14 protein-coding genes and 1 tRNA gene are annotated in these 13087 nt (G+C 42.1%); 8 read left to right on the top strand and 7 right to left on the bottom strand.

What is annotated here, in order from left to right:
• The first annotated feature begins 114 nt into the window (after nt 1–114).
• The 5 genes from FKV42_RS07575 to FKV42_RS07555 are packed head-to-tail and all read left to right on the top strand — an operon-like array spanning nt 115 to nt 4961.
• Complete coding sequence (locus FKV42_RS07575; RefSeq protein WP_154809637.1) at nt 115–912, top strand: 2-amino-3,7-dideoxy-D-threo-hept-6-ulosonate synthase; 798 nt, start codon at nt 115–117, stop codon at nt 910–912.
• Between the two features lie 37 nt (nt 913–949).
• A complete protein-coding gene (locus FKV42_RS07570; RefSeq protein ID WP_154809636.1) occupies nt 950–2092 on the top strand; it encodes a 3-dehydroquinate synthase II in 1143 nt (380 codons plus the stop codon).
• Between the two features lie 30 nt (nt 2093–2122).
• Nucleotides 2123–2827, top strand: coding sequence for a type I 3-dehydroquinate dehydratase (gene aroD / locus FKV42_RS07565; RefSeq protein ID WP_154809635.1), 705 nt, complete (start codon nt 2123–2125; stop codon nt 2825–2827).
• Entirely contained in the window at nt 2824–3639 is an 816-nt protein-coding gene (gene aroE / locus FKV42_RS07560) for a shikimate dehydrogenase (protein ID WP_154809634.1), read from the top strand. The genes aroD and aroE overlap by 4 nt, the downstream gene beginning before the upstream one ends.
• A gap of 2 nt (nt 3640–3641) precedes the next feature.
• Nucleotides 3642–4961 carry a prephenate dehydrogenase gene (locus tag FKV42_RS07555; protein ID WP_154809633.1) on the top strand — a complete coding sequence of 440 codons (1320 nt, stop codon included), beginning with the start codon at nt 3642–3644 and terminating at the stop codon, nt 4959–4961.
• A 62-nt stretch (nt 4962–5023) separates the two neighbouring features.
• Here FKV42_RS07555 and FKV42_RS07550 read toward each other — a convergent pair whose 3' ends face one another.
• From FKV42_RS07550 to FKV42_RS07520, 7 genes are all read right to left on the bottom strand, one after another.
• A complete protein-coding gene (locus tag FKV42_RS07550) occupies nt 5024–5623 on the bottom strand; it encodes a DUF1673 domain-containing protein (RefSeq protein WP_154809632.1) in 600 nt (199 codons plus the stop codon).
• Nucleotides 5624–6364 carry a DUF1673 family protein gene (locus tag FKV42_RS07545; RefSeq protein WP_154809631.1) on the bottom strand — a complete coding sequence of 247 codons (741 nt, stop codon included), beginning with the start codon at nt 6362–6364 and terminating at the stop codon, nt 5624–5626. It lies immediately after the preceding gene.
• Entirely contained in the window at nt 6361–6807 is a 447-nt protein-coding gene (locus tag FKV42_RS07540) for a hypothetical protein (RefSeq protein WP_154809630.1), read from the bottom strand. The genes FKV42_RS07545 and FKV42_RS07540 overlap by 4 nt, the downstream gene beginning before the upstream one ends.
• A 213-nt stretch (nt 6808–7020) precedes the next feature.
• Nucleotides 7021–7731, bottom strand: a complete 711-nt coding sequence (tpiA, locus tag FKV42_RS07535) for a triose-phosphate isomerase (protein ID WP_394348054.1) — start codon at nt 7729–7731, stop codon at nt 7021–7023.
• Nucleotides 7732–7875: 144 nt separating this feature from the next.
• Nucleotides 7876–9054, bottom strand: coding sequence for a bifunctional 5,6,7,8-tetrahydromethanopterin hydro-lyase/3-hexulose-6-phosphate synthase (locus tag FKV42_RS07530; RefSeq protein ID WP_154809628.1), 1179 nt, complete (start codon nt 9052–9054; stop codon nt 7876–7878).
• A 249-nt stretch (nt 9055–9303) separates the two neighbouring features.
• Complete coding sequence (nth, locus tag FKV42_RS07525; RefSeq protein WP_154809627.1) at nt 9304–9915, bottom strand: endonuclease III; 612 nt, start codon at nt 9913–9915, stop codon at nt 9304–9306.
• 82 nt (nt 9916–9997) lie between these two features.
• The gene (locus FKV42_RS07520; RefSeq protein ID WP_154809626.1) at nt 9998–11926 is read right to left on the bottom strand and encodes a PAS domain S-box protein; all 1929 of its coding nucleotides are present in this window, start codon (nt 11924–11926) and stop codon (nt 9998–10000) included.
• A 182-nt stretch (nt 11927–12108) separates the two neighbouring features.
• Here FKV42_RS07520 and FKV42_RS07515 point away from each other — a divergent pair, with 182 nt between their 5' ends.
• From FKV42_RS07515 to FKV42_RS07505, 3 genes are all read left to right on the top strand, one after another.
• On the top strand, nt 12109–12588 hold the full coding sequence (locus FKV42_RS07515; RefSeq protein WP_230375536.1) for a YqaA family protein: 480 nt from the start codon (nt 12109–12111) through the stop codon (nt 12586–12588).
• A 150-nt stretch (nt 12589–12738) separates the two neighbouring features.
• Nucleotides 12739–12948 (top strand): hypothetical protein, encoded by a 210-nt coding sequence (locus FKV42_RS07510; protein WP_154809625.1) that lies wholly within the window; start codon nt 12739–12741, stop codon nt 12946–12948.
• Nucleotides 12949–13003: 55 nt separating this feature from the next.
• Nucleotides 13004–13077: transfer RNA gene (locus tag FKV42_RS07505), tRNA-Val, on the top strand.
• The last annotated feature ends 10 nt before the right edge of the window (nt 13078–13087 follow it).

The raw sequence follows: 13087 nt of genomic DNA, 5'->3' as shown, positions 1-13087 counted from the left end.
TATATACTTAACCGTGCTACTATGTCACATACTAACATACAAACAGACCATACATTAATGTACTAAATAAGACATTAATGCATAATTAATCAAACTTATAGAAGGCGAAAGCAAATGTCAGAGATCGGCAAAAAAATACGCATTGAAAGGATCATGCACAGAGACAGCAGAAACATAGTTATCATACCTATGGACCACGGAATATCAGATGGGCCTATAAAAGGACTCATCGACGTGGCTGACACCATCAACAAGGTCGCTGAAGGCGGCGCAGATGCAGTTCTGATGCAGAAAGGAATTGTCAACCACGGACACAGGGGATACGGCCATGATGTGGGACTCATTGTCCACATGAGCGCATCCACAATCCTTGGACCAGATCCTAACAACAAGGTACAGGTATGCTCTGTTGAAGAAGTCATGAAAATGGGTGCAGATGCAGTTTCCATCCATGTGAATATCGGTTCTGAGACTGAAGCAGACCAGCTCCAGAAACTTGGAAGTGTAGCTGAGGAATGCAACTACTGGGGAATGCCACTTCTTGCAATGATGTACCCACGTGGTAAGGATATCAGCAACCCATATGACCCGGAACTTATAGCACATGTTGCAAGGGTTGGTGCAGAGCTTGGTGCAGATGTTGTTAAAACACTATACACCGGCAATCCGGATACATTCAAAGATGTAGTGCAGGGATGTCCTGTGCCAATAGTTATTGCAGGCGGACCAAAGACAAATACCGATGAAGAATTCCTCCAGATGATAGAGGGTGCCATGGAAGGTGGCGCAAGGGGTGTTGCCATAGGAAGAAACGTATTCCAGCATGAAAACCCTACAAAAATTACAAAAGCAATTACAGAGATAGTGCACTACAAAAAGTCAGTTGAAGAAGCACTGGAAATGCTGAAATAAGCGTAGATTGTTTCCATTGCTTGCGGACGTGCTCATTATGAATAATAAGATAATCTGGATAAAAGCCGATGAAGGCAACTGGGATGAACGCAAGGCTGTAATTACCACCGGAATGGAATCCGGCGTGGATGCAATTATGGTTGATGCTGCTGATGTTGAGAAGGTAAAAGAGCTTGGAAACGTGAAAGTAGCAGCTTTCTCCTCAAATCCTGTTGAAGGAGCAGAGATTGTTGTAGTTGGAAAAGGTGGAGAAGGAGACGGAACAAAGCCATTGCCACCAGACTATGCTGGTTCACTTGACATTACAACAGCCCTTCGCCTGAAAGATAAGGGACTCAAGGTTGCAGGATATGTCATCATCCGCAACAAGGATTACGAGAACTTTGCAGCTGAAATGGGAAGCATCTGCGATTACCTTGTAACCATAGGCACAGACTGGCAGGTCATTCCACTGGAGAACCTCATTGCAGGACTTCAGAAAGAGAATGTAATGCTCCTCTCCGGTGTCCAGAATTCTGAACAGGCAAAGCTTGCTTTTGAGACAATGGAACACGGTACAGATGGAGTAATGCTTGACACAAAAGACCTGAGTACGATCAAGAAGACCGCAGAAATTGCAGAAACAGCCGGTGTCAAGAATCTTACAATCCAGACTGCAGTGGTCACAAGAGTCGAGGCCATCGGTATGGGTGACAGAGTATGTGTGGATACATGCAACCTCATGGTAAGAGGCGAGGGAATGCTTGTGGGTTCACAGGCGAACGGAATGTTCCTTGTGCACTCTGAATCAGAGGAAAGTCCATACGTTGCTTCCCGTCCATTCAGAGTAAATGCAGGTGCGGTTCACGCTTACATCAAGGTAGGAGAAAAAACACGCTACCTTTCAGAGCTTAAAGCAGGCGACGAAGTAACCATTGTAGATGGTGACGGCAAGCAGAGAACAGGTGTTGTCGGTCGGGTCAAGATCGAAAGAAGGCCGCTCATTCTTGTTGAAGCAGACCTTAATGGTAAGATAATAAAGAACATCCTGCAGAATGCAGAGACCATCAAACTTGTCACAAAGGACAAGGAACCAATAGCTGTCACAGATGTCAAGGTTGGCGATGAGATACTTGTTCACTCAGAAGATATCGGTCGTCACTTCGGAATGAAGATCGAAGAGACCATCATTGAGAAATAAACGAGAAGAAGATAAGTCAGGAGCGATTCAATGGTAAAGATAGGAAACTTTGACCTTGATGAAAAGCCCGCTATCGTTTCAGTGATAGACGATGACCCAGCGGAGAATGCAAAAGCTGCAAACTGGCTGGGTGCTAATGTGCTTGAGCTGAGATTTGATCTTCTCAATTTTTCAGACCTTGAAGAAGCTAAGAAGACCATTGAAAGAATAAAAGTGAACACCAACCTTCCTTGTATTGCAACCAACCGATTACAATCTGATGGCGGCAAATGGGAAGGTTCTGAAGATGACAGGATTAAACTTCTGATAGATATTATTCCATTTGTTGAAGCGGTTGATATTGAGCTTAGCGCGGACGAAGAACAGCGTAATAAGGTCATCGCTGCAGCAAAAGCAGCAGGAGTAACAGTAATTGTTTCCGCTCATGATTTTGATGGAACTCCTTCTGTCGATATCATGAAGAAAATACTCAATCATGCACATGAAGCAGGTGGCGATATCGCAAAACTGGCTGTTATGGCAAAGTCAAAACAGGATGTGCTGAACGTTCTTCAGGCTACTGCTGATATGGAAAAACCAGTCTGTACCATTGCAATGGGAGAAATAGGCAAACACAGCCGTATCGTTGCTCCATGTTATGGCTCACGTCTCACATACGGAGCAATAGCACAGGCTGTTGCACCGGGACAGATCAAGATACACGAACTTAAATCAGCTCTGGAGATTCTCTTTTGAACACAGTTTTCGGCGTATTCGGTGATCCGATAGCACATTCAAAATCACCCGATATGCATAATGCAGCATTCAGGAAACTTGGTATGGAATGCACATACCATGCTTTCAGGGTCAGTCCTGAAAATCTAAAGGATGCACTCCTTGGAGCTAAAGCCATGGGTTTTGGCGGTGTGAATCTCACTGTTCCGCTAAAACAGGAAGCATTGAAGATAGTCGATGCTGACCCGCTGGCAGAAGGTATCGGCGCAGTGAACACCGTTGACTTCAAGGATGGAATGGTCGGCTACAATACCGACGGACTTGGTGCAAAACGCAGTCTTGAGGAAAAAGGAGTGAAGATAAAAGGTTCCAATGTACTGATAGTAGGTGCAGGCGGAGCTTCAAGGGCTATCGCATTTCAGTTTGCGAAAGACGGAGCAGACATCACCATAGCCAACAGGACCGAGGAAAAAGCTATCGAGCTTGCAGCCGGTGTGTCGGCAGTTGGAAGTGCCAGAGGTTGCGGTCTTGAAAATATGAAGCAACTGATTGCTGATAGTGATATACTTATCAATTGTACCACCCTCGGAATGCATCCAAAGACCGAGGGAACGATAGCAACAGCAAATGATATGCATTCTGAACTCACTGTATTTGATATCGTTTACAATCCTCTGGAAACCACCCTTCTGAAGGAAGCCAAGAAAGCTGGTGCTAAAGCAGTCACCGGTGAGATGATGCTGGTCTACCAGGGTGCAGAGGCATTTAAGATCTGGACTGGCGTTGAGCCACCAATTGAAGTTATGAAGAAAGCGATATTGGAGGGCTTTTAAGTTTGAAAGTCCTGATCATAGGCGGTACCGGTGAAATGGGACAGTGGTTCACTCCTTTTTTTAAGAACCACGGTTACGAGGTCGTTGTCTGGGGCAGCAGCGGGAAAGTTGAAGTTGCTGAGCGGATGGAAGTTGAGTTTGCCAGTGACCTTGATGCTGCAATCAGCACCAGTGATGTTGTTATCGTAACTGTACCCATCAATATAACCGAGAAGGTCATCAGTGAAACTGCACCAAAGATGAAGAGTGGAAGCCTGCTTATGGATTTCACATCACTAAAGGTCGGACCTACTGAAGCCATGAAGAAGTATGCTCCCGAAGATGTGGAGATACTCGGTACCCACCCTATGTTCGGACCATCCATTCCAAGTCTGCATGGGCAGATATTCATTTTAACACCTATCGAGGGACGATGCAATAAATGGTTCCCTGTTATGCGCTCACTTTTTGAGGATAACGGAGCCCACATCGAAGTTATCACTCCCGCAGAGCACGATGGATTTGTTTCCGTTGTGCAGGGACTTACTCACTTTGCCTACATCACCATCGGAACCACCTTTGATGCCCTTGATTTCAGTGTGAACGAGTCAAGGAGATTCATGAGCCCGGTCTACGACATCATGCTTGATTTCGTTGGCAGGATACTCGGACAGAACCCATACCTCTACGCATACATCCAGATGGAGAACCCGGAAGTTCTCAAGGTGCATGATGCTTTCATGAACCAATGCAGTGAGATGTCATCCATTGTCAGGAAAAAGGATGTCGAAGCCTTCACCAATAAAATGAAAGATGCAGCAGTGCATTTTGGAGATACTGCATCTGCACTTCGCAGATCTGACAAGCTCATAAATTCAAAGATTGCTGAATTTGACAGGCTACTTGATTCCATAGGACAGGAGATTGGCGTCAGGCACATCTATTCAGGCGTAGTCCACACAGGAATTATCAAGAAAGTAAGTCCTAGAGACGTGGTTATTGAATGTGGTAGCAGGATGGTTCCTCTGAAAATAGAGAACATACACCTGTTAGATGAAGAGGAACTGCATGAGTGGAAACTCGAAAACCTTGAGCATAATTTAAGAGACATATCGGTGCTGATTCCTGAGAGAGCTGATGCTGATGTAATCATGGAACTTGCTTCCTGTAATGATGATATCGTTTCAATTGAGATAATTGACAGGTATGAAGGTGTTGAGGGAACTGAGAGGCTGAGCGTGACCTTCCGTGTAATGATTATGGGTGATGTTGAAGCTGAAAAAGTGCATAAGGAAGTTGAGAGGCAGCTTAAGGGAATTGGTTGCAGTATTCGCGGATGCTAATTTATCACATTGAAAATACGAATTAGTTTCACATCATCGATAAAAATATCCAATAACTTTTGTCAATTCGCTTTTCTCCTGTCCAATACTACAGCAACTGGATCAGCGAATCCAAACTTAACCAATATCTTCTGATTTTTCCCTTCCCATTGTATTACCTGAATATATACTGACCAGAATAGAGACATGCCAAACCCACCATGGAATGCAACGATATTCATCGATCCGAAAATTGCTATTAAATGGCTTAATGCAATCACATATAGAAGAAAGCCGATAGCAAAAACAATTGCTTTTTTTATGGATACCCGTGAGGTAGTTTTACGTGGTTTACGAGTTTCTATCCGATCTAATGAATGCCAAACTGATTTCCTCATAACCACACCTGTCAACAGTCCTGAAAAAGCACCTGAAAATAAACTTCCTGTGCTCATTACTCCCCACGAAACCAACATATTTATGGGACCAATAGTAGCGAGTATTGCCCCTATTAAGATCAAATTGTGATACTTATTCCCCCATTTCATGGTCGTATGGTTTGATTCCCCACCTTTATCAGACGCATTTACTGCAAGGTCATCGAATTGGATTTTTTTGGTATCCATAGCAGCCACATTCGGACACCAGCCCATCATCTTCCTAACATTTTCAATTAAAAACATTTAGCGCACATCCCTGTAATGCTCAATACAATCCTGAACCTCTGATGCGGTCAACTTGTCGGTTGCAATCGTATAGTTAGACGTAGCCTCGTACCATTTTGAATAACGACTTTTGTTTTCACATTGGATAGATAGCTGTGTGTCTACATCCCGATATTTTGCATCGCCCTTGTATTTTAGTAACAAATACCCGGGCACGATCAGGAAAACCAACATGGACATTTGCCATCCTCCCCTCATGTATACTGAATAAGCCGATAGTGAAACAAGAATTAACAATGGTATTGCCAGTAATGAAGTCATTGAAGCTGCAAATTTAATGGGTTTGTTTGGAGTTACGGATCTAATGTCTCTGTATTTTATTGTAATATTCCTCAATTCAAAAGATTCTAAATGAACGCCATGATCATCGATGATGATATTAGACTGGATTGATCTAATCACAAAAAAATAAAACAAGAGAGAGGCTCCGATAGTGATAGGGATTAAGACTGTGTAATCCATCCCTCTGGATAAAAACAGAACCACATTCAAAATAGTTACACTCAAAATAATAAACAAGGAAGTGTTTGCAGGGAATAATACATTTTTGGATCGAACGAAGTCTCCATTTGGTATTCTCAAAGAGTTCATATTGGTGTTTACAAAATCAATCTGTTGAGATAATTTTGATTTACTCACAGTTGCATTGGGACACCAGCCCATAACTTTACGTATAGTTTCAGCCACATTTATTGTCATACTAACCCCCTCAATTTCTCGAACAGTTCCTCTGCCAATTTTGTAGGATCGTCTGTCTGTTCGAGTTTGACATTCATCTCATCTGCAAAGTCCCACAGTAATTCCATACATTCTTTGTATCTGCTGCATTTACCACAGTCCCCTTCGTGTTCGTACCACACCTGAACACCGTACTTTTCCGATACAAAAATCAAGGTGCTGACATTCAGTGGTACTGAGTGTCCGAACAGTATACCACACTCAACATTCATCTTCTCCACTTCGATCTGATTCGCCTGAGCCATCTCAAGAAGTGTTTTCTCAATTCGGGTATCCATGCTGATTAGCGCCCTGGATACAGCCTGTCGAGAGATATTGAATGAGTTTGCAATGTTAATGTTGGGGAAACCGTTTCTTCGCAGTTTCCAGAACTCAAACTGTTTATCTCCTGTTGGAAGAAACATATGTCAACATATACATGTTTACTATATAAGCGTTGTGTAAATTTATTTCATTAACAACTAAAAATACATACCTATATGCATCATTAATTATTTAGACATTGGCAACCAAAAATGTGCATCAAGAAATAGAAAGGCAATTGAAAGGCATTAGTTGCACTACCTCTGGATAGAACTAAAATGCCTTATTTTTATTTGTGATTTGAAAAAGAACAATCAGACCTTGCTCACAAGGTCTTCAAGTGCAGCCTTTGGATCAGCAGCCTTCACAATTCCTGATGCCAGCAGAACGCCAACTGAACCAAGTTCAAGAGCTGCTGCAAGGTCTTCGCCTTTTGAGATGCCTGCACCGCAGAGAACCTGGACTGCAGGGTTGATCCTCTTTACTGCATCAACTGAACCTGTGACTACACCAGGGTCTGCTTTTGATACAGGGATGCCGGAGCCGATAAGCTCTGGTGGTTCAACTGCAACATAATCAGGACCGAGTGCTGCTGCAGCGGCTGATGTTGCAACGTTGTTGGTGCAGACTATTGTCTTGAGGGCTGCGTTTCTTGCAGTTGTGATGGATGCATCGATGTTTGCAAGAGTGAGACGGCATTCGGAGTGGTTGATAAGGGTTCCAACTGCGCCTGCGTCTTTGATTGACTGGACGAATGCATGTCCTGTAAAGCTGCCTGCTCCTACCGGGTCAAGACTCTGTGCATAGACCGGCAGGTCCACCTGTGATGCTACACGGTAGATGTCACAGAACTGTGGTGCAACACCAATCTCAATTCCGCTGTCATCTGCAACTTCTTTACATGCCTGTGCAACCTTTACGGCGCCTTCGCCTGTGCCCTCAAGGTATGTTTTGAGGTTCAGGACAATTAGTGTAGAACTCAAATTAAATCTCTCCAATATGATTATGAATATCAGTATGCGCATCTTGTACGCAGCAATATAGATGTAACTCCAACTATAAATATAATCTTGGGAGAAACGTGGAAGTATCCCGAAAGAAACACAGAAGAAGCTAAAACAAGAGTGAAATTTAGAAAAAGAAGAAAAGAGTGTGGAAATTCCACACGCTTAGAAGTCGGTCATAACTCTGAACTGGTCGATTTCAGGGTTGTTAAGACCTTCAATGAATTTCTCTGCGACCTGCCTTACATCCTTTGCGTTGGTGATTGCTCTTCCAACTACAAGGACATCTGCACCTGCCTTAAGAGCTGCAGGCATTGTGTCGATACGTACACCACCAGCAACTGCCACAAGGATCTTTGGTGAGAGAGCCTTGATTGCATCGATGTTACCCCATGCGTGCTCTGTTTCCTCGATATCGATTCCACGGTGGAGTTCTACAACATCAGGAAGTACATCAAGCTTCTTGAGTACTGCTACAGGGTCATCACAATTGAGTGTGTCCATGATAGCATAGATACCTGTCTTGTGAGCTTCCTCAATTGCCTTGTTCATGGTTGCAATAGGTGCAAGAGCTGAAACAACAATTGCATCTGCAGTTGCATCTGCTACCATACGTGCCTCGAGGTTTCCTGTGTCCAGGGTCTTAAGGTCAGCAACTATGAATGCATCAGGACGGATCTCCCTGAGCTTGCTGATAACGTCAACACCATAGCGTTTGATAAGAGGTGTTCCTGCTTCGAGGATAACGTGGTCGCTCTTAGGGATCTGTTTGACGATGTTCTGGATAAGAGGAAGGTTTGGATTGTCAAGTGCAACCTGTAGGTATGGTGGGTTCCAGAGTCTGGATACCTTGAATCCCATGATTGCGTGTCCCATTCTGTCCTTCTCATTGAGTACTGTGTCGATGTCAGGGAAGCCATCTACTGCGCGCTTTACAGCAAGTTTTGTAGCTCCGTAGTTGTACCTGTAGATTCTGTTGTAATCTGTTGCTTCAGGGTGAATGAAAACACTTGCAACAACCACAAGATCTTCAGGGTCAAGGTCACCGAATGCTCCCTCTTCAAGAGCATCTGCAACAGCCTTTGCAACAGCTGCCTGTGCAGGACCGAAGATCTGAGCTGCCTGGTCCATATTCTTTACAGTTACCTTTGGTACGATAAGTGTTGCAGGTTTTGTTGGAAGATTTGGACGAATAACTGAAAGCAGAGGTGTGTGACCTGCTGAAAGCTGTGTCAAACCGTTTGCGAATGCCTGACCAACAGGACCGTCTTTGTTTCCGATCATAAGGTCAACGTGTGCGAGTTCTGGTTCCTCGCCGATTAATGCTTCTCCGATTAATAACATGATTCTCACTCGTATATTATACTATACTGGATAAATAGCGTGTCTGCAGTTGTAGTTGTCTAATAGCCAGTTCATTAGTTATCATACTATTTGCAACTATGAAATTTATCAGTTCTCGTGCAAAACCAGCACTTTATATATTAGAGTTATGGCATGAAACACGAGATTTGTGCTTTATATAGAATATAGCAATAAATAGTTTGTTGAAACTCGGGTTTTTATCAAAACTGCTCAAAATAATAAAATAGCTCAGATAAGCTTCGGACAAATATCAGCCATAATGCATTCATCACATTTCGGCCCAACCGGCCTGCATACATTCTGACCGAACAACACCATAAGCCCGTTTATGTCCTTCCAGTCATCTTTTGAAAGCACCTTCTCAAGCTCTTTCTCAGTTTCATCCGGATCAGATGTTTTTACCAGACCCATGCGATTGGATATTCTATGCACATGAGTATCAACTGCAATGACATCCTGCTCAAATCCATAACCAAGTACACAGTTTGCAGTCTTCCTGCCAACACCCGGAAGTTTGAGAAGCTCATCCATGCTGTCAGGAACGACACCATCATAGTCCTGCAAAATGATGCGTGAAATGTCAATAATGCGCTGGGCTTTAACCCTGTAGAATCCCACATTCTTAATGAGCTCCTGAATCTCATCAACGTCAGCTTCTGCCATTTCCTGAACCGTGCCAAACACACTGAAAAGCTTCTGGGTTGTTGGAATGGTAACCTCATCCCTTGTTCGCTGGGACAATACAGTGGATATAAGCAGGTAAAATGGGTCCTTATTAATGTGAAAATATCCACCCGGATATAATTTCCATAAGCGTGAGACTACATCTTCAGCATACATCAGAACAAAAAGAAACTTCAGGATATAAAATGCTTTGTGATCTGCAGGAAGAAAATAAAACCACAAAAATTTAGAAAGAAATTTAATTGGATCTGGACATCGCAGGGAATATTACATGAACAGTAGTACCTGTGCCTTCAGAACTCTCTACCCATATTTTTCCACCATGTATCTCGGCAATGGTTTTGCTTACATACAAACCCATTCCACTTCCACCATACTTTCGGGACTTGGAGCTATCTATCTGGTAAAAGCGCTTGAAAATATTCTCAATTTCATGCTCAGGAATACCTATTCCGTAATCACTTACCATTACATGCACATTATCTTTATCTTCAAATGCACGCACCAATACCTCTGAACCGTTAGGACTGAACTTGACAGCATTATCTATGATAGACCTGAAAAGATATGGCAGATACTCTACATCACCCTTCATCAGTGGCAGATGTTCCTGGAAATCAAATACCATAATAAGATCTTTTTCCTGCGACCGGAAAGAGAAATAATCCACTACTTTTTTAAGAGTATCCTCTATTCTAACAGGATCAAGCCTGTATTTCACTTTTCCAGACTTTACAATACTCATATAAAGTAATGAATCCATAAGGAAGCTCAAGTGATCATACTTATCAAGGACGGTTTTCATGGCTGCTTTCTGCCTGGAATTCAGTGGCCCCATCACTTCATCATGCACCAGTTCACTATAACCTTTAATGGAAATAAGAGGCGTTTTTAACTCATGGCTCAGATTTGATATGAACTCATCCTTCATCCTGTCAAGAGTCTTTAGTTCTTCATTCATCCTTGTCAGCTCCGCTGTATACCGTTTTATTTCTTCATCAGCCCTCTTGCGTTCGGAAATATCACGAGTCACACCCAGGAAAAACTCAAAAGTACCATCTTCATCAAAAACAGGAGTTGCAATGGCTTCAGTCCATATTCTTGAACCATCTTTGTGATATTGCTCGATCTCAAATGTTTCTGAATATTTTCTTTTGCCCGCCTTGAGATGATCATGAAAACGTGCCATCGCATCCAATATCTTTTCTATGTGTTCACGAGGGAATATTTCCTCTAATGGCTGCTTTGCAACCTCTTCAGGAGTATAACCCCTTAGTTTGGAAACAGAGGGACTGGTATATGTGAACCTGCCATCTTTAGTCATGGTCCATATAACATCATTTGCATTTTCAGCTAAAAGACGGAATTTATGCTCACTTTCCCGAAGTTTTTTTGTGGCAAGCCGTTCCTCGGTAACATCAATACCTGAACTAAGAGTTCCAATAATAGTACCATCAGAATCTTTAAGATACGAATTGTTCCAGCGTATTATTCTTTGTTCTTTGTTCTTTGTCAGAACCCCATTCTCATTTACCTTTACAGATTCCAGATTGCCATTTGACACCCTTTCAAAAACCCTGGATACACGTTCTTTTTCATCGTCATAAACAGCGATATCGACCCAATTTTGACCGATAAGTTCGTCCTCAGTATATCCCAGTAACTGACAACATTTTTTGTTTGCAAGTTTTACCGTGCCGTCTTTATCAAAAGCAACAATTATACATCCTGCAATGTCAAGATAAGATTGTACCCTATCTCTTTCAGACTTCAATTCATCATACAGATGCTTATTGTTCAGGAGAGTGCGCACGCGTGTGAGAACTTCCACCCTGTCAATGGGTTTTACAAGGAACTCATCTGCACCTGCGTCAATACCTTTTATTCGATCGTTCTTTGAAGAAAGAGCTGTAACGACAATTACAGGAATAAATTTAGTAGATTCATTGGCTTTTATCCTGCGACAGACTTCATACCCGTCCATCCCGGGCATCATTATATCCAGTATTACAAGGTCAACAGGAACAGACTCCATAATTTTAAGAGCTTCTTCCCCACTGTAAGCTCCGAGAACTGAATGATGTTTTGAGAGAAATACATTCAAAAGCTTGACGTTTAGCGGATCGTCATCCACAATCAATACGGTATATCCTGTTTTTTCGTCCATTTTTAAGCCCTGAAACAAAGTGTTGCATATTATTAGATAAGTGACTATTCTGTGAAATATAGTTATGATTATATGTGATGATTTTTACACTGGTGAGCAAATAGTACAATTAAGAGTATTGTATTATTAATATATAAATATCCTTAGCTTTTTTTATATGAGCATATAAATAAAGTTAATAATTGGAGCTGAAAATAATAGAGATTTTATCCACACTTGTAGAAGACCATGCCCTTGCCGGTTTATTCATTGCAAGTTTTCTTGCGTCAACTGTCCTTCCCATCGGTTCGGAAGCTTATGTAGTCCTGCTTATAAGTAAGGGATTCTCTATTCTGCCTGTAATAATGGTTGCTTCTATTGGCAATTACATGGGAGCATGCACTACATATTATATTGGGATCAAAGGCAGACAGGACGTTATTGAAAAGTATTTTTCAATTTCTGATGAACAACTGAAGAAAACAGATAGATTGTTTGCCAGATATGGGTCTTTTTTGTTGCTTTTTACATGGATTCCAATTATAGGTGATGCGATAACGGCAACAGGAGGTATTTTGAAACTTGATTTCAGGATATTTTCCTTCTATGTGTTCATAGGGAAAACTGCAAGGTATACAGCATTGGCCTACCTTACAGCAGAAACTCTGATGTTTTTCCAGTAAAATTGAATTAAAATATACATGTATTGAGCATTTTAAGCCATAATTACGCCGTAATAGTTAAAAAATCACTGAGAAAGGGATAAAGTATATATACCCATCACGAACATACAAATAAATATATATTACCAAAGATAGCAAAACTTACGGGATATGAAAATGGCAAAAATAGAGATTGAAGAGAAAACACTTAAGCAAAATTCTTTGCTGATGCCTGTGGCTGTAGCTCTTGGAACCTTGCTGGCAATTATTGCATACAAATTCCTGCCAGATAATAACACAGCATTAATAACTGTTTTTTCAGGTGCAATCATAGTGGCTTTAATAACTTATGCCTTTTTAAGAAAGAAGAATGACAGATAACGCGGGCAACGACAGTTTTATAGACATAAACACGTAATTAATTCTGTTCTTATCAGGGCTCGTGGTCTAGCTGGTCATGACGTTGCCTTCACACGGCAGAGGTCGCGAATTCGAATTTCGCCGGGCCCATTTTGAAATT

The organism is Methanolobus vulcani (assembly GCF_006546655.1).
GTDB lineage: Archaea > Halobacteriota > Methanosarcinia > Methanosarcinales > Methanosarcinaceae > Methanolobus > Methanolobus vulcani_A.
This window is presented reverse-complemented; position numbering and strand designations above follow the sequence as displayed.

Bases quoted from the DNA above. Each gene is read 5' to 3' on its own strand.
- FKV42_RS07575 (WP_154809637.1), top strand. From the start codon at position 115: ATGTCAGAGATCGGCAAAAAAATACGCATTGAAAGGATCATGCACAGA.
- FKV42_RS07570 (WP_154809636.1), top strand. From the start codon at position 950: ATGAATAATAAGATAATCTGGATAAAAGCCGATGAAGGCAACTGGGAT.
- aroD (WP_154809635.1), top strand. From the start codon at position 2,123: ATGGTAAAGATAGGAAACTTTGACCTTGATGAAAAGCCCGCTATCGTT.
- FKV42_RS07550 (WP_154809632.1), bottom strand. From the start codon at position 5,623: ATGTTTTTAATTGAAAATGTTAGGAAGATGATGGGCTGGTGTCCGAAT.
- FKV42_RS07545 (WP_154809631.1), bottom strand. From the start codon at position 6,364: ATGACAATAAATGTGGCTGAAACTATACGTAAAGTTATGGGCTGGTGT.
- FKV42_RS07540 (WP_154809630.1), bottom strand. From the start codon at position 6,807: ATGTTTCTTCCAACAGGAGATAAACAGTTTGAGTTCTGGAAACTGCGA.
- tpiA (WP_394348054.1), bottom strand. From the start codon at position 7,731: ATGCGCATACTGATATTCATAATCATATTGGAGAGATTTAATTTGAGT.
- FKV42_RS07530 (WP_154809628.1), bottom strand. From the start codon at position 9,054: ATGTTATTAATCGGAGAAGCATTAATCGGCGAGGAACCAGAACTCGCA.
- nth (WP_154809627.1), bottom strand. From the start codon at position 9,915: ATGTATGCTGAAGATGTAGTCTCACGCTTATGGAAATTATATCCGGGT.
- FKV42_RS07520 (WP_154809626.1), bottom strand. From the start codon at position 11,926: ATGGACGAAAAAACAGGATATACCGTATTGATTGTGGATGACGATCCG.
- FKV42_RS07510 (WP_154809625.1), top strand. From the start codon at position 12,739: ATGAAAATGGCAAAAATAGAGATTGAAGAGAAAACACTTAAGCAAAAT.